Annotated in this window: 17 protein-coding genes; 11 read left to right on the top strand and 6 right to left on the bottom strand. The window is 31.3% G+C overall.

Annotated elements, in window-relative coordinates; genetic code table 11:
• Positions 1-70 precede the first annotated feature (70 nt).
• The 4 genes from FHG05_RS00320 (at position 71) to FHG05_RS00305 (ending at position 4933) form a co-directional block, all read left to right on the top strand.
• Complete coding sequence (locus tag FHG05_RS00320; RefSeq protein WP_140996026.1) at positions 71-1147, top strand: efflux RND transporter periplasmic adaptor subunit; 1077 nt, start codon at positions 71-73, stop codon at positions 1145-1147.
• Positions 1148-1228: 81 nt separating this feature from the next.
• Positions 1229-4426, top strand: coding sequence for an efflux RND transporter permease subunit (locus FHG05_RS00315; protein ID WP_140996025.1), 3198 nt, complete (start codon positions 1229-1231; stop codon positions 4424-4426).
• A gap of 11 nt (positions 4427-4437) precedes the next feature.
• Positions 4438-4743 (top strand): hypothetical protein, encoded by a 306-nt coding sequence (locus FHG05_RS00310; RefSeq protein ID WP_140996024.1) that lies wholly within the window; start codon positions 4438-4440, stop codon positions 4741-4743.
• Position 4744: 1 nt separating this feature from the next.
• Positions 4745-4933, top strand: a complete 189-nt coding sequence (locus FHG05_RS00305; RefSeq protein WP_140996023.1) for a YgaP family membrane protein — start codon at positions 4745-4747, stop codon at positions 4931-4933.
• Positions 4934-5005: 72 nt separating this feature from the next.
• On the opposite strand, the gene FHG05_RS00300 is transcribed toward FHG05_RS00305, so the two are convergent.
• The 4 genes from FHG05_RS00300 to FHG05_RS00285 form a co-directional block, all read right to left on the bottom strand.
• Positions 5006-5308 (bottom strand): YbjQ family protein, encoded by a 303-nt coding sequence (locus tag FHG05_RS00300; RefSeq protein WP_140996022.1) that lies wholly within the window; start codon positions 5306-5308, stop codon positions 5006-5008.
• Between the two features lie 101 nt (positions 5309-5409).
• Complete coding sequence (locus tag FHG05_RS00295; protein ID WP_140996021.1) at positions 5410-7926, bottom strand: TonB-dependent receptor; 2517 nt, start codon at positions 7924-7926, stop codon at positions 5410-5412.
• Entirely contained in the window at positions 7916-8827 is a 912-nt protein-coding gene (locus FHG05_RS00290) for a FecR family protein (RefSeq protein WP_140996020.1), read from the bottom strand. The genes FHG05_RS00295 and FHG05_RS00290 overlap by 11 nt, the downstream gene beginning before the upstream one ends.
• A gap of 42 nt (positions 8828-8869) precedes the next feature.
• On the bottom strand, positions 8870-9385 hold the full coding sequence (locus FHG05_RS00285; RefSeq protein ID WP_140996019.1) for an RNA polymerase sigma factor: 516 nt from the start codon (positions 9383-9385) through the stop codon (positions 8870-8872).
• Between the two features lie 248 nt (positions 9386-9633).
• Here FHG05_RS00285 and FHG05_RS00280 point away from each other — a divergent pair, with 248 nt between their 5' ends.
• The 3 genes from FHG05_RS00280 (at position 9634) to FHG05_RS00270 (ending at position 13112) form a co-directional block, all read left to right on the top strand.
• Complete coding sequence (locus tag FHG05_RS00280) at positions 9634-10653, top strand: hypothetical protein (protein WP_140996018.1); 1020 nt, start codon at positions 9634-9636, stop codon at positions 10651-10653.
• Positions 10654-10830: 177 nt separating this feature from the next.
• Positions 10831-12168, top strand: coding sequence for a signal recognition particle protein (gene ffh / locus FHG05_RS00275; protein WP_140996017.1), 1338 nt, complete (start codon positions 10831-10833; stop codon positions 12166-12168).
• A 62-nt stretch (positions 12169-12230) separates the two neighbouring features.
• On the top strand, positions 12231-13112 hold the full coding sequence (locus FHG05_RS00270; RefSeq protein ID WP_140996016.1) for a bifunctional 5,10-methylenetetrahydrofolate dehydrogenase/5,10-methenyltetrahydrofolate cyclohydrolase: 882 nt from the start codon (positions 12231-12233) through the stop codon (positions 13110-13112).
• A 51-nt stretch (positions 13113-13163) separates the two neighbouring features.
• Here the strand turns inward: FHG05_RS00270 and FHG05_RS00265 are convergent, their stop codons facing one another.
• Together FHG05_RS00265 and FHG05_RS00260 are read right to left on the bottom strand one after the other, a co-directional pair.
• Positions 13164-13370, bottom strand: coding sequence for a hypothetical protein (locus FHG05_RS00265; protein WP_140996015.1), 207 nt, complete (start codon positions 13368-13370; stop codon positions 13164-13166).
• Between the two features lie 69 nt (positions 13371-13439).
• Positions 13440-15035 (bottom strand): peptide chain release factor 3, encoded by a 1596-nt coding sequence (locus FHG05_RS00260; RefSeq protein WP_140996014.1) that lies wholly within the window; start codon positions 15033-15035, stop codon positions 13440-13442.
• Positions 15036-15381: 346 nt separating this feature from the next.
• Between FHG05_RS00260 and FHG05_RS00255 the strand changes: the two genes are divergently transcribed.
• The 4 genes from FHG05_RS00255 to FHG05_RS00240 all read left to right on the top strand — a co-directional run bounded on the left by FHG05_RS00255 (position 15382) and on the right by FHG05_RS00240 (position 20658).
• On the top strand, positions 15382-17346 hold the full coding sequence (locus FHG05_RS00255) for a peptidylprolyl isomerase (RefSeq protein WP_140996013.1): 1965 nt from the start codon (positions 15382-15384) through the stop codon (positions 17344-17346).
• Positions 17346-18197: a hypothetical protein gene (locus FHG05_RS00250; RefSeq protein ID WP_140996012.1), complete on the top strand. Its 852-nt coding sequence runs from the start codon at positions 17346-17348 to the stop codon at positions 18195-18197. Before FHG05_RS00255 ends, FHG05_RS00250 begins: the two co-directional genes overlap by 1 nt.
• The gene (locus tag FHG05_RS00245) at positions 18181-19536 is read left to right on the top strand and encodes a peptidylprolyl isomerase (protein ID WP_140996011.1); all 1356 of its coding nucleotides are present in this window, start codon (positions 18181-18183) and stop codon (positions 19534-19536) included. The genes FHG05_RS00250 and FHG05_RS00245 overlap by 17 nt, the downstream gene beginning before the upstream one ends.
• A gap of 168 nt (positions 19537-19704) precedes the next feature.
• On the top strand, positions 19705-20658 hold the full coding sequence (locus FHG05_RS00240) for an AAA family ATPase (RefSeq protein ID WP_140996010.1): 954 nt from the start codon (positions 19705-19707) through the stop codon (positions 20656-20658).
• Positions 20659-20742: the final 84 nt, after the last annotated feature.

Below are 20742 nucleotides of genomic sequence, written 5' to 3'. Positions count from 1 at the left end.
GCACATGAAGTGACGTGAAGAGAGAACAGAAAATAAATAACCGTCGACAGACCACCTATAAAAATTAAATATGAAAAAAATAACTTTAATGATAATCGTAGCACTTGTCGCAATATCTTGTGGAAGTGAAACCAAGAATACTACTGCTACTTCCTCTCCCATAAAAGTGATAGTGTATGGAAAAACTAGTACTGCAACACAATCCTATGTGGCAGCAAGTGGAAAAATTGAATCTGAAAATAGTGCCAATTTGAGTACCAGAATGATGGGATTTGTAACCAAAGTACCTGTGAAAGTGGGACAAAAAGTGAAAGCAGGCCAATTGTTAGTTAGTATTAATAACACCGATTTAGAAGCTAAAAAAGCACAAGTAGATGCTTCTATTATTCAAGCTAAGGCAGCTTATAACAATGCTAAGAAAGATTATGAGCGTTTTACGAACCTATTTGCGCAACAAAGTGCTTCTCAAAAAGAATTAGATGATATGACCTCTCGTTATGAAATGGCAAAAGCAGGTTTAGAAGCAGCGAAACAAATGCGTAACGAGATTAATGCCCAATTTGCTTATGCAAATATTACCGCACCTTTTAGTGGAATAATTACCAATTCTTTTGTGAAAGAAGGCGATATGGCTAATCCAGGTATGCCTTTGATAAGTATAGAAGATGCTCAGAAACTGCAAGTTACAGCTATGGTTTCCGAAAATGATATTACGTCTATTACCAATGGAATGCAAGTAAAAGTATTAGTAAAGTCATTAGGAATCACAGTAAAAGGAGCAGTTAGTGAAGTGAGTTTATCGGCTAGAAATACGGGCGGACAATATTTAGTAAAAATAGATTTAGAAAAAACCGATGCTAAAATTTTGTCGGGCATGTTTGTAAATGTACAATTTCCAATAGAAAAACAACAAATCGCTAATGAAACCACTACTGTTTTGGTTCCAGAAACGGCTTTGGTTAGAGAAGGACAATTGACAGGAGTGTATACTTTAGGAGATAATGATATTGCCATCTTACGTTGGTTACGTATAGGAAAAAAATATGGAAATGAGGTGGAAGTGTTGTCAGGATTGTCAGCTAATGAACCTTATATCGTGGCTACAGAAGGGAAATTGTATAATGGAGCAAAAGTGAGTATCCAGTAATCAGTCACAGTTTTGTCACTTCAAGCCGTCACCTCGAGCGTAGTCGAGAGGCGAGAAGTCTAACTTTTAAACTTAAAAAAAATGCAAGAAGGTATATCAGGAAAAATAGCCCATTTTTTCATTAATTCAAAACTAACCATTTTATTAATGGTAGCATTAATGATAATTGGCTCATACAGTTCGTTCTTAATTCCTAGAGAAGAAGAACCACAAATTAATGTTCCCATGGCAGACATCATGGTGGGTTATCCAGGTGCTAGTCCTAAAGAAGTGGAAAGCAGGGTAATTAAACCTTTGGAAAAAATCATTGGAAATATCAAAGGAGTAGAGCATATTCATAGTATGGCCATGAACGGTCAGGCGATGATAGTCGTACAGTTTTACGTAGGAGAAAACAGTGAAGATTCTTATGTGAAGTTATATGACGAATTGATGAAACACCGCGATATGTTTCCTCAAGGCGTGTATCAACCTATGGTTAAAACACGTTCGATAGACGATGTTCCGATGTTAGGGTTAACGCTTTGGAGCGAAAATTATAGTGATTTTCAATTGCGTCAAATTGCGGAAGAAGTTACTTCAGAAATAGAAAAAGTAAAAGACGTAGCCATTACAAAAGAAATTGGAGGTAGAACACGAGAATTAAAAGTTGTGTTGGATAAAGATAAAATGGCTGAAAATAATGTGGATGCTTTGAGCATTATGCAAATGATTCAAGCCAATAATGGCAGTGCACAATCTGGAAATTTTGTTCAAAATGACACCGAATATTTAGTGACTACAGGGCAATTTTTAACGACTTCTGAAGATGTTGAAAATTTAGTTATTGGGGTGAACCAAAATAAACCGGTGTATTTAAAACAAGTTGCTATCATTCAAGACGGACCCCAAACTCCTAAGAACTACGTTTCTTTTGGTTACGGAAAAACGAATGAAAAGTACAGCCAATTTAAATCGGAATATCCAGCCGTTACCATTTCTGTTGCTAAAGTAAAAGGAGCAGATGCCATGCAAATTGCAGATAAAATTCTGAGCAAAGTAGAAACGTTAAGAAAGCATTTAATTCCTACAGATGTTCATGTAGAAGTATCACGTAATTATGGAGAAACAGCTTCCCATAAAGTGGGAGAATTATTATTGCATTTAGGTGTTGCTATTTTAGCCGTTACTATTTTAGTCATGCTGGCAATGGGTTGGAGAGGAGGTTTAGTTGTTTTCTTTTCGGTTCCCTTAACCTTTGCTCTTACGTTATTCAGTTATTATTTATTAGGATATACTTTAAATAGAATTACGCTTTTTGCATTGGTTTTTGTAGTAGGAATTGTAGTAGATGATAGTATTATTATTGCTGAAAACATGCACAGGCATTTTAAAATGAAGCGTTTACCCTTTAAACAAGCTGCCATTTATGCCATAAATGAAGTAGGTAATCCAACCATTTTAGCAACTTTTACCGTTATTGCTGCCATTTTACCGATGGCATTTGTATCTGGAATGATGGGACCTTATATGAGTCCGATGCCGATAGGGGCTTCAATAGCCATGTTGTTATCCTTATTTGTTGCTTTAACGGTAACTCCTTATTTAGGATATCATTTGCTTCAGGAGAAAGACGAACAGGAACACAAAGACGAACAAGGTTTAGAAACCAGTCTGATTTTTAAAATCTATAAGAAATTGGAACAGCCCTTATTAGATAGTTCAGTAAAAAGAAATCTGATGTTTGGTATTACTATTTTGTTGTTATTAGGTTCTGTAATGATGTTCTTTACCCAATCGGTTGCCGTAAAAATGTTGCCTTTCGATAATAAAAATGAATTTCAAGTAGTCATCGATATGCCAGAAGGCACAACTTTAGAAAGAACAGCCGTAGTTACTAAAGAAATTGCACAATATCTTACCACGATTCCTGAGGTAGTGAATTATCAAAATTATATTGGAGCGTCAGCACCTATTACATTTAATGGTTTAGTACGTCATTACGATATGCGAGGTGGAAGCAATATGGCAGACATTCAAGTGAATTTATTGCACAAAGAGGATCGAGATTTACAAAGTCATGATATTGCTAAATTAGTACGTCCACAAATCCAAAAAATAGCTAAAAAATATGGAGCCAATGTAAAAATTGTAGAAGTGCCACCGGGTCCTCCAGTTTTATCTACATTGGTAGCTGAGGTGTATGGTCCTGATTATGAAGAGCAAATTAAAGTTGCTCATCAAGTAAAGAGAATTTTAGAAAGCACTTCGGATGTAGTGGATACCGATTGGATGGTTGAAGCTCCTCAAGTAGAATATAAATTGGAAATTGATAGAGAAAAAGCCATGCTAAATGGGATTGCTCCACAGCAAGTGGTTGGGAATTTAACCTACTTGTTAAGAGAAATGCCAGTCTCTAATTTATATGATGAACGTTCTAATGATCCCGTAGGTATTGTTATGTCTTTGGCAGATGCTGATAAAACCTCACTTCAGGATATTGAAAATTTAAAAATAAAAGGCAATCAAGGAAATGTAGTACCAATAAGCGATTTGGTAAAAGTAAAAGCAGATACTTTACAAAATACGATTTATCGCAAAGATCAAAAAAGAGTGGTGTACGTTTTGGCAGATATGGCTGGCATTTTAGAAAGTCCGGTTTACGCAATCTTAGGAATGAATGAAAAATTGCAACAAATGCAATTGCCTTCAGGATATAAAGTGAATGAATTGTATATGGATCAACCTTCAGATGAAAGTGATTTTACGGTAAAATGGGATGGAGAATGGCAAATTACGTTAGAAGTTTTCCGTGATTTAGGAGCCGCTTTTTTAGTAGTAATTATTATCATTTATATGCTTATTGTAGGTTGGTTCCAAAATTTTAAAACACCTATGGTGATGATGGTAGCTATTCCATTATCGTTAGTTGGGATTGTTCTAGGACATTGGTTATTGGGAGCTTTCTTTACCGCTACTTCCTTTATAGGTATGATTGCATTGGCTGGAGTTATGGTTCGAAATTCGGTATTATTAATCGATTTTATTGAAATACGTTTAAATGATGGTATTCCAATAAAGCAAGCTATTATTGAAGCAGGAGCCGTGCGTACGACACCTATTTTATTAACTACAGGTGCAGTAGTAATTGGCGCTTCGATTATTTTGTTTGATCCTATTTTTCAAGGATTAGCCATTTCGTTAGTTGCAGGAGCTATAGTTTCTACTTTGCTAACATTACTTGTTGTACCATTGATCTATTATATCACCGAGAGAAAAAAATGGGAAAACAATAATTAAAAAGTAAACCTATGAAATTAGTAATTATAACAGTTATCGCGGAGTTTGACAAAACAGTTAAAAAAATACTGAAGGAAGCAAATGTATTGTCCTATTCCTATCGTGATGTAAAAGGGTATCGCGATAGTACAGAAGATGCAGTTGAAACCAATTGGTTTGGCTCTGAAATGAATGAAACCGAATCTATAGTATTCTTTGCATTTGTTGAAAAACAAAACATAGATACTTTATTTGATTTGGTAGCAAAATTTAATTCAAAACAAGAAACAGTATCACATATTCACACTGCAGTTTTAACTGTAGAAAAACACAATTAATATGATAAATAGATTAATAAGAGCTATTGCAGGAACATTCATACTACTTAGTGTTCTTTTAGCAATGTATGTCAACCAAAATTGGTTATGGTTTACCCTTTTTGTAGGCGCTAATTTGTTACAATCCTCGATTACAAAATGGTGTTTAATGGAAGATATACTTAGGAAAGTCTTTAAAATTAAAGCGTAAACATTTACCAATAAAAAATGTCGTTGTACAGCAACGGCATTTTTTATTATTTATAGTTGATAATTCCAAAATTTATTTTTTTGCAACATATACAGCAGTTCCAGTTATGGTAACAGTTACAAAATTACTAGCCGTTAATTCCATATCAATATTGATCCCTACTACAGCATTTGCATTTAAATTTTCAGCATTCTTTTTTAATTGTGAAAAAGCTTTTTGTTTCACTTCTGCAATACTTTCACTAATACCTTCGTAATATTTTTGCATGTTAAATGTCATTTTCATTTTTTGCATATTCACTGCAATTCCAGATACAATACCTAAATATTCAATTATTTTATAATCTTCAATAGAAGGAGTGGTTGTTACAATCATAATTTGTGATTTAAAAGTGTATTGAATTAGTCGTCTAAATCACTTAATTGTTTCATTTCTATGATAACAATTTTAAGAAGATAGGAGAATGTAGTTTGTTTTTAAAAAAAATATCGAATATACGCGTTAGGTGTTAGCGCTAAAGAATAGGTGTTTACTTTTTCAATACTATTTGTATTTTGATTGATTCTATAATACTGATTCAGATTATTTTTAGTATTGAAAATATTTTGCACAGAAGCTCCCATTTGTAATTTGTTTAAATTATCGAAAGTATAGGTGTATCCAGCAGAAAGATTAGTTTGGAAATAATCGGGAAGACGAGCTGAGTTGGGAGCGTTATAAACAATGTCATTATCTACAATTATATCTGTTAATGGAAGTGTAGTAGGTCTACCACTAAACCATCTACTACCGAATGCAATTTTAAAAGGATCGGCATTATAAACCAGACCTAGTTCCAGATTGTGTTGGATGTCAAAATTATTTGGGAATTTTTGTGGTTCAAAGTTTTCAAAAGTATAATTGTTTCTTGAAAGGGTATAGCTTAACCAAGTTGTAAAATTTTGTATTTGTTTTTGTACTAATATTTCAGAACCGATAATAGTATATTCACCCACAATTCTTTCAAATTCTAATTGATTTTGAAATCCCTGACTTCTTGAAGTAATTCCGTCTACCTTTTTATAAAAATTATCCATGGAAACTAACCAATTGTTTTTTTTAAAGGTAAAACCCCAAGAAACTTGATTACTAGTTATAATAGGAATGTCATCGTTAGTAACGAGAACCCATCTTCTGTTTTCTACTCCAAGAAAGTCTTGTTGTAAATCGATTACTTGTGTACTTATCTGGTGTTTTTTTTCTGCTAAAACTTGAGAAGATAAGGTTTCTGAAACTTGATAATTGAACCGAATCCTTGGCTCTACAATTGACTTTTGAAAAGTGGAAATATAAGTATATCTCAAACCCAAAGTGGCGTTCCATTTTTGATTTTTTGAAATATAATCTCCTTCAGCTATTACTGCGTGATTCTGTAAAACATTTTTTATATTTCTGGAAAAGGATGGAATGGTAACTGCGTCTTTATTACGAATACCAATTTCGTTAAATTGGTAGCCTTCTCTAAGGGTGAATACATCTTTAACTTCATGTTGGTTTTCAATTCGAATGCCAGTATCTAGAACAGTGTTTTCTTGTTGAAATACTTGATTACCGTTAATAGATTCATTTTTAGAATTGATTTGATAATTAGAAGCATACACTGTCATTTTAGTAGTATGTTTTGCGTTCCAGTTCCTTTTAAACCAAGCACTTCCTCCAAAAGATTGTTGTTCTAAGCTACTGTTTTTTTGAACAGCCGTGTTATTTTCAATTTTACTTTGTTGTAAGTCTAATTGATTAGAAATAGTTATCAAATTAATTTGAAAACTATTTTTATTGGATAACTTATGGTTGTATTGAGCAGTTGCATCGTAAAAATAGAAATTCTCATCTGTTGAAAAAGGGATATTTTCATTGGAAGTAGATGAAACTACAGTATTTTGAAAAATACGTTGGTAGTAATTTGTATACGTTGGAGTTCTTAACAAATCAGTATAAGAGCGACGACCACTAACAGTTAAACTAGATTGTGGGGAAATTTTAAAATCAGTGTTGAAATCAAAATTTAATAAGTTTAAACCGAAGGAATTGTTGTTGGTTGAAGTGTTGTTTTCTGTGTTAATACTTACGGTACTTGATACACTTTCTCCAAACAATGCTGAAGTACCATTTTTTGTAATTTTAATTTTATTGGGCAAATTGGGATTTAAAACAGAAATTAAACCATAAAAATGTCCTGTTTGAAAGAGTCTAATATCATTCCATAAAAATAAATTTTGGTCGTGCGAACCGCCTCTTACATTTATATTAGAAACCGTTTCTTCTGGACTATTTATTCCAGGAATTTGTTGCATTGTTTGGAAGACATCTGGTTCTGTTAAACCTGGAAGTATTGAAAATTTTTTAGGTTGAATTTCAAAAGAACCATCAATTTTTTTACTAATACCTTTGGTTAAATATATTTGTGCAATTACTTCCTTTAGCTGACTCGAATTGGGCTCTAAATAATACGTAATACAGTCGTTGACTTGTTCTTTATTTAACTGTAATGTCAATCTTTTATAGCCTAAATGATTGACTTCTATTGGGTTTGAAGTAGAGTAGGTGATTTCAAAATATCCTTTTTCGTCTGAAACTGTAAAGCTATTGGTTTGTGTATAATGTATGGAAGCGTTTTCTATGGCTTCATTGGTTTCCGAATCCATAAGATAACCGCAAATTTTGATTTCTTTATTGGGTACAATAGAAATGTAATGTTCCGTAACCAAATAAAATTTTAAATTGGTTTGATTGGTTAGGTAATTTAATTTATCTGTAAGAGTTGATTCTGAATTGGGAGGAATTATTTTAAAGGAAATAATATCTTCTTCTAAATAATTAAAAGTAATGTTGTGTTGGGTTGAAATACTTTCTAAAATTTTCTTTAATTCAATAGTATTGCCATTATCCTGAGCAAAAGAATTCAGAATAATGGCAATAAAAAATAAGTATGAAAGATATACGCTATATTTCATTCATTTTTATCAATTCATATTGTAAATCTGAAATTTTTATAGGTTGTAATTGATAAGTTGTGGCAATAATTTCAAGCGCAACAGAAATGTTGTTGGTAGGAATTTTTCCTGTAAATAATTGGTTAGCTGATTTTGGGTCGTAACCAATTGAAATATTATACTGTCGTTCAATTTCTTCTATAATATTTTTAAGTTGTTCTTGTTCAAATGCTAATTCATTTTCTAACCAACTAGGAATTGTTGCATTGGTTTTCTTCTGAATAATTAAGTCATTATTTTCAAAAGAAACTTTTTCGCCTTGGGTTAAAATAATAGTGGTGTCGTTATGGTTTACTTGAACTCTACCTTCAAAACAAACTACATCAAAGCGTTTGTTTCTAGCTTTAACATTAAATTGTGTTCCTAAAACGGTTACTTTACCTAAAGTTGTATTTACTTCAAAAGTTTTTCCTTTTGCAACTTTAAAATAGGCTTCACCTGTTAAATGTAAGGTTCTATTGTTGTCCCAATTTCTATTTTTATATTTTAATTCTGAATCTGAATTAAGTGTAATTTCTGATTGATCGGGCAATAAAAAAGTAGATTTTGCTCCTTTTTTAGCAAATTCAACCACATTTGTGTTTTCTTGGTAAACCATAAAAACACCTAGAGAAATAAGAATTAAAGCAACAACTCTGAAGAACCAATTTTGAGCCATTTGAATGACTTTTCCTGTATCGTTTTTTCTAAGTTTTATTTTGTTTAATAAACTATCTTCATCAAAATCTCTTGTATTCAATTCAGCAGCATGCTCTCTGATACTATTATAAATAGAGTAATCAGGGTCGAGTTTGAGTTGGTCCAATTCTTCTTTGGGCAAATCATTGTTCATCCATTCCGCTAAAATGTATTTATCTTCCATACGGATATTCTTTATTATGAAACAAGTAAAAGTTGTTTTACCCTACTTAAAATTTTTAATCTCTTTTTTTATTTCTATTAAAGCCAAATGAATTCTTTTTTCAACTGCTTTAATGCTGATATTCAATTCTTCAGCAATTTCGGCATATTTTTTTCCATCGATTCGATGCATTAAAAATGCTACTCGTTGCGTTTCGTTTATGTTATTAATAGCTTTTATTAGCTTCTGTTTAAATTCTTCTTGTTCTAAAAGATGTTCCGGGCTTTCGTTATGAACATCTAATTTGGTATTATTCTTTGAATATTCTAAAACTACTTTTTGATGCGATAGTACATTTAAAGAAGCGTTATTAGCTACAGTATAAAGATAGGATTTAGCCTTTTCAACAGGAACATCTTTACAATTTTGCCAAAGTTTTACAAAAGCTTCTTGAGTAATGTCTTCTGCTAACTCTTCGTTTCCAAATTTATAAATTAAATAATTGCGTAATGCTTGCGCATGTAATCTAAAAAAAGCAGTAAAATTTACTTCCTCACAAATATTTTTTTTTTCTTTCATTAAAAATATAAAAAAACAGGTAGGGTAAAATTTAGTTTAGCTGTTTTATATAGGAACAAATTTATGAAAATAAACTTAATAAACTAGTATTTTTAAATTATGGGCATGCAAATAAATAAAAAAACATTCGAAGAAAAGAAGGCAAACTATGTAATCATACAAACTATGATATGGAGTTTGATTTTGCTACTTATCTTTAATTTGTTTACCTTGTAATCTAATTTTAAAAAACTGATTTGAAGATATATATGAAAAAAAGTAACTTTTTAACTCTACTTTGTCTTTTGATGCTTACTTTTTCTTGTCAGAATGAAGAAAATGAAATCATTAAAGACGATAAAAACAGTCTTACGGCTGATGCTCCACTATATAAATTAGTGGAAAGAGTAGCGCAAAATCCTACTTCAAGAGATAATGTGCTTGATAATTCGAGTTGCTTTGCAGTAATGTTGCCAGTTGAGGTAATTGTAAATAGTCAACAAATACAAGTAAATAATCCAAGTGATTATCAATTAGTGCAAGATGCAATTGATGCATTTACAACAGATGATGATATTGTTAATTTTATTTTTCCAATTACGATACAATTTCAAAATTTTGAAACACAAGTAATTCAAGATACTGATGCTTTAGAAGATGTAATAGAAGATTGTGATGAAGATGAAGAGTTCAATGAAATTGAATGCATTACCATAAATTATCCAATTACTATTAATACGTATGACAGTAACAATCAAGTTGCAGCAACGGTAACTATTGACAGTGATACAGCATTGTTTGAGTTTTTTAGCAATCTGGAAGATACCATGTATGTAGGGATTAATTATCCTATTTCAATTACAAATTCAAATGGTCAAAATATTGTGATTACTTCCAATGAAATGTTTGAAGAAGTTATTGAAGAAGCGATAATGGAATGTAATGTTTCAGGTTTAACATTAGAATCTGTTATAACAGATGGTATGTGGCATATCTCTTATTTTTTCAAAAATAATCAGGATCAAACTACAGATTTTGAAGGTTATAATTTAACTTTTTTTGCAAACGGAGATATGAATGTAGCGGGTAATGGAAATGATTTAGATGGAGATTGGGAAATCAATTCAAATGCTAGCGAAAGAAAACTAGAAATAGAATTAGATGGTGATTTGCTGATTCAATTAGAAGAAAAATGGAAAGTTATTGAATACTCAGAGACCTTTGTGAAATTAAGGTTAGTGGGTCAAGGTAACGGTGGAAATAATTATATGTATTTATCGAAGAATTAAAATTTGGTTTTTTATTAGTTGCCCCAAGTCCCGAAAACCAGTCTTTATGACTGGTTTTTTCATTATTATACTTTTAATTTAGAATATTTTGTGAGTTATAAAAACAAGTTTCTTTTCTCACTTTGAAACTTTTACACTTTATACTATCTTTGCGACTTATTAAAATCAAATACTATTATGTTTAATAATTTAACCGATAAATTAGATAAAGCGTTTCATATATTAAAAGGACACGGAAAAATTACCGATGTTAATGTAGCAGATACTTTAAAAGAAGTAAGAAGAGCTCTTTTAGATGCCGATGTTAACTTTAAAATTGCTAAAGATTTTACATCTAAGGTTAAAGATAAAGCAATAGGTGAAAATGTATTAACGACACTTCAGCCTGGTCAATTATTAGTTAAAATTGTAAAAGACGAATTAACAGAATTAATGGGTGGCGAAGCGGCAGGAGTTAATTTGTCAGGAAACCCATCCGTTATTTTAATGTCGGGTTTACAAGGTTCTGGTAAAACTACTTTTTCGGGTAAATTAGCTAATTTTTTAAAAACTAAAAAAGGTAAGAAACCGTTATTGGTGGCGTGTGATATCTATCGACCTGCAGCAATTAATCAGTTGCATGTAGTAGGGGAGCAAATTGGAGTAGAAGTTTATTCGGAACCAGAAAATAAAAATCCTGTTGCAATTGCTCAAAATGCGATTAAACATGCCAAAGCAAATGGCTTTAATGTAGTGATTGTCGATACAGCAGGGCGTTTAGCGGTCGATGAAGAAATGATGACTGAAATTGCAAATGTACATAAAGCTATACAACCTCAGGAGACCCTTTTTGTTGTAGATGCTATGACAGGGCAAGATGCTGTAAATACAGCAAAAGCATTTAACGATAGACTGAATTTTGATGGTGTTATCTTAACAAAATTAGACGGTGATACTCGTGGTGGAGCTGCAATTTCAATTAAATCGGTTGTAGATAAACCAATAAAATTCATTGGAACAGGAGAGAAAATGGATGCTATTGATATTTTCTATCCTTCTCGTATGGCTGATCGAATTTTAGGAATGGGTGATGTGGTTTCCTTAGTAGAAAGAGCACAAGAACAGTATGATGAAGAGGAAGCACGAAAATTACAAAAGAAAATTGCTAAAAATGAATTTGGTTTTGATGATTTCTTATCTCAAATTCAACAAATAAAAAAGATGGGTAGTATGAAAGATCTTGTAGGTATGATTCCTGGTGCAGGTAAGGCCTTAAAAGATGTTGAAATTGAAGATGATGCTTTTAAACATATTGAAGCTATTATTCAATCGATGACACCTGCTGAAAGAAGTAAGCCCTCTCTTATAGATGTTAAGCGTAAAACTAGAATTGCAAAAGGATCAGGAAGAAAAATTGAAGAAGTAAATCAATTGATGAAGCAATTTGATCAAATGAGTAAGATGATGAAGATGATGCAAGGAGGCGGAGGTAAGAATCTAATGAAGATGATGGGTGGTATGAAAGGCATGAGATAATATAAAGACGCGAATTTTCGCGTCTTCTTTTTTTATATAAAATAACTACTAACAACAACAAAATGAATTTATTAGACGGTAAGAAGGTTTCTGATGATATTAAAAATGAAATAGCAGCAGAAGTTTTAAAGATGAAAGAAAATGGCGAGAAAGTTCCACATTTGGCAGCTATAATTGTAGGTAATGATGGAGCAAGTTTGACTTATGTAGGAAGTAAGGTGAAATCTTGTGAAAGAGTAGGTTTTGAATCTACGTTAATTAAAATGCCAAGTACTACTTCAGAAACGGAATTGCTAAAAAAGATTAAAGAATTAAATGAGGATGATACTATTGATGGATTCATTGTTCAATTACCATTACCCAAACAAATTGATACTCAGAAAATTATTTTAGCCATTGATCCCAGTAAAGATGTGGATGGTTTTCATCCTGAAAATTTTGGAAAGATGGCTTTAGATATGACTACTTTTATACCGGCAACTCCTTTTGGAATTTTAGAATTATTAGAAAGATATAATGTAGAGACTAAAGGAAAACATACTGTTGTTATAGGTAGAAGTCATATTGTGGGAAGGCCTATGAGTATTCTTATGGGACGTAAAGGATTTCCAGGTAATTCAACAGTAACATTGACGCATAGTCATACTAAAAACATTAACCAAATTACGAGTCAAGCTGATATTATTATTACGGCTTTAGGAGTTCCGAATTATCTTAAAGCTGAAATGATAAAAGATGATGCTGTCATTATAGATGTTGGTATTACACGTGTTGCTGACGAAACAACTGAAAAAGGGTATAAAATTACAGGTGATGTAGATTTTGAAAACGTTTCTAAAAAGGCTTCTTATATTACACCAGTTCCTGGAGGTGTTGGTCCAATGACTATAGCGATGCTTTTGAAAAATACTTTATTGGCAAGAGAACAAAAGAGAAGTAAATAAAGAATTTCATAAAAATAAAAAAAGTTGCTAAAGCAACTTTTTTTATTTTTATTATTTAATGGTTTTTGTTTTTTGAAAATTGTTTTTAAAATAAATAACAGCAAATACAATTCCTGCAAGAGCTAACCAAATTAATTTAGAATTAATTGGAGCTGCAGGAGGATCATCATCAGCAGGTGGGTCTAATTGTGCAAAACCTACAAAGCTGAACAAGCTCATTAATAAGGTTAAGAAAAACGTAGTAAATTTCACTTTCATTTTGTAATAGGTTAATATATTAGCAGTACTATTGAATATCATTCAATATCTTGCAATAATATTAAAAAATTATGTAATACGAAAATCTGAGGTAAAAAATAACTCTACTGACGGATATTTTTGTTTGGTCATTTGTATAGAAAATTCGCTATCTGCTAAAAATACCAATTGACCGTATTTGTCATGTCCTAAGAATTTCTGTTTTACTCTTCTAAATTCTTTAAATTCTTCGTTCTTTGGGTCTTTGGGTTTAACCCAACAAGCCTTATGTGCAGGGAAATTTTCATAGATACACTTAGCTCCATATTCATGTTCTAAACGATATTGAATTACTTCATATTGAAGGGCTCCTACTGTTCCAATGACTTTTCTACCATTCATTTCTAAGGTAAACAATTGGGCAACTCCTTCGTCCATCAATTGATCAATTCCCTTTTCTAATTGTTTGGCTTTTAATGGGTCTGCATTATTGATGTATCTAAAATGTTCAGGAGAAAAACTTGGAATTCCTTTGAAGTTCATTTTTTCACCTTCGGTTAAAGTGTCTCCAATTTTAAAATTTCCCGTGTCATGTAATCCTACAATATCTCCAGCATAGGAAATGTCAACAATTTCTTTCTTTTCAGCAAAAAAAGCATTCGGACTTGAAAATTTTATGTTTTTACCATGACGGACATGTAGATAGGGTTTGTTTTTTTCAAAGGTACCCGAAACAATTTTAACAAAGGCTAATCGGTCTCTGTGTTTTGGATCCATATTCGCATGAATTTTAAAAACAAAACCACTAAATTTTTCTTCATCTGGTTCTACCAATCTAGTGTCGGATTCTTTTGCTCTTGGAGTAGGTGCAATTTCAATGAAACAATCTAATAATTCACGCACTCCAAAATTATTCAATGCTGAACCAAAGAAGACGGGTTGTAATTCTCCATCTAAATATTCAGATTCATTAAAATCCGGATATACTTCACTAATAAGTTCTAATTCTTCACGAAGTTTTTGTGCTGGTTTTTCACCGATAATTTTTTCTAGTTCTTTACTCTCAATATCAGAGAAAGCAATTGTTTCTTCAATGTTTTTTCTGCTATCTCCTTCAAATAAATTAATGTTTTTTTCCCAAATATTATAAATTCCCTGAAAGTCATAACCCATTCCAATTGGATAACTTAAAGGAGTAACTCGTAATTTTAATTTTTGTTCTACTTCATCCATTAAGTCGAAAGCATCTTTACCTTCTCGATCTAATTTATTGATGAAAACAATCATTGGGATGTTTCTCATTCGACAAACTTCAACTAATTTTTCCGTTTGTTCTTCCACACCTTTTGCAACGTCAATTACAACAATTACGCTATCTACAGCGGTTAAGGTTCTAAAAGTATCTTCAGCAAAATCTTTATGTCCTGGTGTATCGAGTATGTTTATTTTCTTTTCTTTATAATTGAAAGCAAGTACAGACGTTGCAACAGAAATACCTCTTTGGCGTTCTATTTCCATAAAGTCTGAAGTAGCTCCTTTTTTTATTTTATTACTTTTTACCGCACCTGCTTCTTGTATCGCTCCACCAAAAAGTAATAGTTTTTCAGTTAAAGTGGTCTTTCCTGCATCAGGATGGGATATAATTCCAAAGGTTCTTCTTTTCTTTATTTCGTCTTTAAAACTCATTCTTTTAAAATTTTTGCAAATATATAACCTTTTGCAATAACCTTAGATATATCTTAAGGGTTAATAATTAGTTTATTTGTTGCTTTTATTTATGTAATAAATGTACTTTTTTCTTCTTTTTGGAGTTATATATATGGAATAGTAAAATTTGAATTATAATCTTGAAGTCCTGAAAATTTATTGGTACAAGTGTAAAATAAAACGTATCAACTTGTTTATGAATGTCTTAAAAATAGAGAGTTTTTTTTGTTTATAATTTTTTGTTAATAGCGAATCATATTGTTGGTATATACATTTGAATTATTATTTTTGTGGGTTAGAAATAAAAAAAAATCATAAAAATCATATGAGAAACATTGCATTTATTTTAATTTGCTTTTATTCTTCTTTCTTTTTGTATGCTCAAGAAAAAGAGGTATTATTTACAATAGATGATCAACCTTTTTATACGGATGAGTTTGTACGAGTATATAATAAAAACTTAGACCTAGTAAAAGATGATTCTCAAAAAGATTTAGATAAATATTTAGACCTTTTTTTAGGATATAAATTAAAGGTGCAAAAAGCAAACAAATTGGGTTTGCAAAATGATAGTAAGTATATCAATGAGTTAAATTCTTATAGAACACAGTTAGCAAAAAATTATTTGAATGATTCTAAAGTGACAAACGGTCTTATTGAAGAAGCGTATCAAAGAATTAAAAATGAGGTGAGAGCTTCTCATATTTTAGTTTTAGTAGATGAAAGTGCAACACCTCAAGACACTTTAAAAGCTTATAATGCTATTATGAATTTAAAATCTAGAGCAGAGGGTTCTGAAGGGTTTGATGCAATTGCTGCAAAATACTCAGAGGATCCATCAGCAAAAGAGAACAAGGGAGATTTAGGTTATTTCACAGCTTTTAAAATGGTCTATCCTTTTGAAAATGCTGCTTTTTCAACACCAGTTGGTTCTATTTCTAAACCTTTCCGTACTCGATTTGGCTATCATATTATAAAAGTTACTGATAAAAGGGTAAATAGAGGTGAAGTAACCGTGGCTCATATCATGATTTTAAAACCTAGTAATAAAGCAGCTGCGGAGGAACAAAAAGCGAAGCAAACGATTACAGATATTTATCAAAAAATTCAACAAGGAGAAAGTTTTGAGGCTTTAGCAAAACAATTCTCAGAAGACAAGTCTAGTGCAGTAAATGGTGGTGTTTTACAGCGTTTTGGTTCAGGGCAACTAACTTCTCAGGAATTTGAAGATGTTGCTTTTTCTTTAAAAGATAAAAATCAAATTTCGGCTCCTTTTGAATCTAAATTTGGATGGCATATCGTAAAATTAATTGAAAAACATCCGGTACAATCTCTTGATGAAATGCGTTATGATTTGGAAAACAAAATACGTAGAGATGAACGTTCTTTAATTATAACTAATTCGTTGGCTAAAAAAGCAAGAGCAAAATACCCTATAAAGATTGATGAAAAAATGGTTTCCAAAATTAAATCTTGGATTACAGATGATTTTTATACGCAAACTTGGACTATTCCTGAAAATGCAAAAGAAATTGAGGGGCCTATTGTAATCATCAATGATGATTTGAAAATTGCTACGAAAGAGTTTTTAAACTATATGGTTTCTCAACAAAAAGGAAGTGTAAAAGTTAAGCCTACTTCAAAATTAGTAGGCCAACTTTTAGAAAATTGGCTAGATGATAAGTTAATAGCTTATTACGATGCAAATTTAGAAAAAGAATTTCCTGAGTTTAAATATGTGATGGATGAGTATAGAGACGGATTGTTGCTGTTCGATTTAATGGAAAAAGAAATATGGATTAAAGCAAAAACAGATACAGTTGGTTTAGAAGCTTTTTATCAAAGTCATAAAAATGATTATATGTGGAAAAAAAGAGTAGATGTGGATTTATTATCGTCTACTGATGGCAAAATAATCAAAAAAGCACAAGGTTATCTTAAAAATGGAAAATCATTAGACTATATTAAGGAAAAATTAAATAAAGAAGGCCAAGTTAATATCATGGTTAAATCTGGAGTTTTTGAAGAAGATTTTGATGTTCTACCAGAATTTAAAATTGAAAAGAAAGGGGTAACTCCAATCGTTTCTAAAGGAGAATATTATTTTACAGCTTTAGTAAAAGAGGTAAAGCCAGCAGAACCTAAAGCCTTGTCAGAATGTAAAGGAAAATTAATTAACGATTACCAACAGTATTTAGAAAGTAACTGGGTAAGCGAATTGAAAAAGGAATTCAATGTAAAAGTTGATGAAAATGTCTTTGCAAAAATTAAAAATCAACTTAAAAAGTAATGAAGTTTTTTCGAGTAATCCTACTTGTTCTTTTAACTACTACTTCTTGTGAATACTTTCGAAAGCCAAAAGAACCCTTGGCAGTTGCAAGAGTAGGAGATGATTATTTATATAAAAAAGATATTCAAAATTTAGTACCTAAAGGAACTTCTAAGCAAGATAGTATTGCTATTGTTAAAAGTTATTTGGATCGATGGGCAACGCAAAAACTGTTGTTTAATGGAGCAGAAATTAATCTTTCTAAAGAAAAGATCAATGAATACGAAGCCTTAATAAATCAATATAAAATTGATTTATATACGAAAGGATATGTGGAGCAATTGGTTTTTAAAAAAATTGATACAGTTGTTACTGATGCCGAAATAAAAGAATATTACGAAAAAAACAAGCAGTTTTTTAAAAATCCTACGGAATTAGTTAAGTTGCGATATATTAATTTAGTTAAAGAAAATCCAAAGTTTGATAATATTAGAGCAAAGTTTACTTCCTTTGCCAAAAAAGATATTAAATATTTGGAGGATTTATCGATACAATTTAAAAGTTATGCTTTTAATGATTCCATTTGGGTGGATGTTAATCAAGTTTTTCAAAAATTGCCATTTATAAATTTAGAGAATAAAGGAAAATATCTAGAAGACGGAATTAATTACCAGTATCCAGATTCTACAACCGTTTGGTTGGTAAAAGTCAATAAAGTTTTACCGAAAGATAGTCCTACTCCTTTACAATTTTTAAAACCTACAATAAAACAAGTAATTATAAATAATAGAAAATTAGAATTAATAAAGTCAATAGAAAAGGATATTACAAATGATGCGATTAAAAATAAAAAATATGAAGTTTATAACTAGAAATACACCATTAGCGCTTTTATTAATGGCAATGACTAGTGTTTTTGCACAGGCACCAAAAGAGAAAGTAGATGGAGTTGTGGGTGTGGTAGGAGATTTTGTAATTTTAGATTCTGATATTGATTTAGAATATATACAATTAAAGGCTAGAGGAGTAGATACCAATCAAATTACTCGTTGTGAATTGTTTGGAAAACAATTGGAAGATAAATTATATGCGCATCAAGCGATTCAAGATAGTATTATCGTAACCGATGCAGAAGTCAATAGTTTTATGGACCAACAAATTGATGCTATGGTAGAACAAGTGGGTTCATTAGATAAAGTTATCGCTTTTTATCGCAAGAAAAATGTAGATGATTTTAGATCTTATTTTTTTGATATCATCAAGAATAATAAGTTAACGGAACAAATGCAAAAAAAGATTATTGATGGTGTAGAAATTACTCCCGAAGAAGTGCGCAACTTCTTTAAAGAAATACCTCAAGATGAAATTCCAACATTTGGTGCTGAAGTAGAAGTAGCTCAAATTGTGGTAAAGCCAGTAGTTTCAGAAGAAGAGAAACAAAAAGTAGTAGATAAATTAAGACAAATTCGTCAAGAAGTGATTGATGGTTCCAGTTTTTTTAGTAAAGCGGTACTGTTTTCTGAAGATGAGGCATCTATTGGAAATGGAGGGTTTTATAAAATAAATAGGAAAACTCAATTTGTAAAAGAATTTAAAGATGTGGCTTTTTCTTTGGATGAAGGCGAAATTTCAGAACCTTTTGAAACTATATATGGATTTCATATTATAATGGTAGAAAAAATTAAAGGGCAAGAAGTAGAATTGAGACATATTTTGATCTCGCCAAAATATACCAATGAAGCATTAAAAGAAGCGAAAGAAAAAATTGAATTGATTCGTTCAAAAATTATGAATAATGAAATTTCTTTCTCAGAAGCAGCAAAAGCTTCATCAGATGAAAAAGAAACCAAAAACAACGGAGGGGTACTTTTAAATCCAAGAACTTTAGAACCTCGTTTTGAATTAACGAAGATGGATCCTGTTTTGTACGGTCAGATTTCTTCTTTAAAAGATAATGAAATCTCGCAGCCTATTCTTTCTGAAGAAAAAGGTATAGGTAAGTTCTATAAAATCATCACTGTAAATAATAGAATGGAAGAGCATAAAGCTGATTTTGCTCAAGATTATCTTAAAATTAAAGAATTGGCTTTGCGTGACAAACAGATTAAAACCATTGGGAAATGGACAGAAGAAAAAATTGCTGAGACCTATATAAAAATTAGTCAAGATTATAAGCAATGTGAGTTTACTAATAACTGGTTAAAGAAATAAAAATAATCCTATATTTTTAATAAAAGCGAATAGTAAAGGTAAAGCATCAGTGTTTCCTTCTATTCGCTTTTGTTTTAGTAAAGCTAAACTGTAAAAGTCTTTTAAAATTGTAAGTATTTTTTCTTACTTTAGTAGCCTATAAGATAACATTTAAATTGTATCCCATATATGTCAGATGTAGCAACCATTCAACAACTGGTAGAAAAACAAAAAGCGTTAAAACAAGAAATTGCAAAAGTTATAGTTGGACAGGATGAAGTAATTAATCAAATCGTACTTAGCATTTTTGCAGGAGGTCACGCTTTGTTAATAGGAGTGCCTGGTCTAGCCAAAACTTTAATGGTTAATACAATTTCGAAAGCATTAGGGCTAGACTTTAAACGCATTCAGTTTACACCCGATTTAATGCCTTCAGATATTTTAGGAAGTGAAATTTTAGATGAAAATCGCCAATTTAAATTTATCAAAGGACCTGTTTTTTCAAATATTATTTTGGCAGATGAAATCAATCGTACGCCACCTAAAACACAAGCTGCATTATTAGAAGCCATGCAAGAAAGAGCGGTTACAGTAGCAGGGCATAATTATAAATTAGATTTGCCCTATTTCGTTTTGGCAACTCAAAACCCTATTGAACAAGAAGGAACGTATCCTCTACCTGAAGCTCAGTTAGATCGTTTCATGTTTGCTATTAAGTTGGAATACCCTTCATTTGAAGAAGAAGTAAATGTGGTAAAAGCGACTACAACTGATTTTAAACCAGAAGTGAATTCCTTGTTCACAGCAACAGAGATTATCGATTTTCAAAATGTAATACGTAAGATTCCTGTTCCTGATAATGTTATCGAATATGCCGTTATCTTAGTAAGCAAAACCAGACCTGATAATCCACTAACCAATGATTTTGTAAAAACCTACATCGATTGGGGTGCTGGTCCAAGAGCCTCTCAAAATTTAATTTTGGCTGCTAAAACGCAAGCGGCTTTAAAAGGAAAATTCTCTCCCGATATAGAAGATGTTCAAGCAGTTGCAACCGGTATTTTACGTCATCGTATTGTTAAAAATTATAAAGCAGACGCAGAAGGAATCTCAGACGAAGAAATAATTAAAAAGTTATTTTAAATAGTGGATAAAAAAAGAGAATAGTCTTAAATTTAGCTGATCTTAACCTGCCTCTTTCTCTGATAATAATTTTGTATTACTCTT

The sequence above is a fragment of the Flavobacterium profundi genome (assembly GCF_006491645.1).
GTDB classification, from domain to species: domain Bacteria; phylum Bacteroidota; class Bacteroidia; order Flavobacteriales; family Flavobacteriaceae; genus Flavobacterium; species Flavobacterium profundi.
This window is presented reverse-complemented; position numbering and strand designations above follow the sequence as displayed.

What these genes read in the sequence shown, in the direction of transcription:
- FHG05_RS00320 (WP_140996026.1), top strand. Translation starts at nt 71, where the DNA reads ATGAAAAAAATAACTTTAATGATAATCGTAGCACTTGTCGCAATATCT.
- FHG05_RS00315 (WP_140996025.1), top strand. Translation starts at nt 1,229, where the DNA reads ATGCAAGAAGGTATATCAGGAAAAATAGCCCATTTTTTCATTAATTCA.
- FHG05_RS00310 (WP_140996024.1), top strand. Translation starts at nt 4,438, where the DNA reads ATGAAATTAGTAATTATAACAGTTATCGCGGAGTTTGACAAAACAGTT.
- FHG05_RS00305 (WP_140996023.1), top strand. Translation starts at nt 4,745, where the DNA reads ATGATAAATAGATTAATAAGAGCTATTGCAGGAACATTCATACTACTT.
- FHG05_RS00300 (WP_140996022.1), bottom strand. Translation starts at nt 5,308, where the DNA reads ATGATTGTAACAACCACTCCTTCTATTGAAGATTATAAAATAATTGAA.
- FHG05_RS00295 (WP_140996021.1), bottom strand. Translation starts at nt 7,926, where the DNA reads ATGAAATATAGCGTATATCTTTCATACTTATTTTTTATTGCCATTATT.
- FHG05_RS00290 (WP_140996020.1), bottom strand. Translation starts at nt 8,827, where the DNA reads ATGGAAGATAAATACATTTTAGCGGAATGGATGAACAATGATTTGCCC.
- FHG05_RS00285 (WP_140996019.1), bottom strand. Translation starts at nt 9,385, where the DNA reads ATGAAAGAAAAAAAAAATATTTGTGAGGAAGTAAATTTTACTGCTTTT.
- FHG05_RS00280 (WP_140996018.1), top strand. Translation starts at nt 9,634, where the DNA reads ATGAAAAAAAGTAACTTTTTAACTCTACTTTGTCTTTTGATGCTTACT.
- ffh (WP_140996017.1), top strand. Translation starts at nt 10,831, where the DNA reads ATGTTTAATAATTTAACCGATAAATTAGATAAAGCGTTTCATATATTA.
- FHG05_RS00270 (WP_140996016.1), top strand. Translation starts at nt 12,231, where the DNA reads ATGAATTTATTAGACGGTAAGAAGGTTTCTGATGATATTAAAAATGAA.
- FHG05_RS00265 (WP_140996015.1), bottom strand. Translation starts at nt 13,370, where the DNA reads ATGAAAGTGAAATTTACTACGTTTTTCTTAACCTTATTAATGAGCTTG.
- FHG05_RS00260 (WP_140996014.1), bottom strand. Translation starts at nt 15,035, where the DNA reads ATGAGTTTTAAAGACGAAATAAAGAAAAGAAGAACCTTTGGAATTATA.
- FHG05_RS00255 (WP_140996013.1), top strand. Translation starts at nt 15,382, where the DNA reads ATGAGAAACATTGCATTTATTTTAATTTGCTTTTATTCTTCTTTCTTT.
- FHG05_RS00250 (WP_140996012.1), top strand. Translation starts at nt 17,346, where the DNA reads ATGAAGTTTTTTCGAGTAATCCTACTTGTTCTTTTAACTACTACTTCT.
- FHG05_RS00245 (WP_140996011.1), top strand. Translation starts at nt 18,181, where the DNA reads ATGAAGTTTATAACTAGAAATACACCATTAGCGCTTTTATTAATGGCA.
- FHG05_RS00240 (WP_140996010.1), top strand. Translation starts at nt 19,705, where the DNA reads ATGTCAGATGTAGCAACCATTCAACAACTGGTAGAAAAACAAAAAGCG.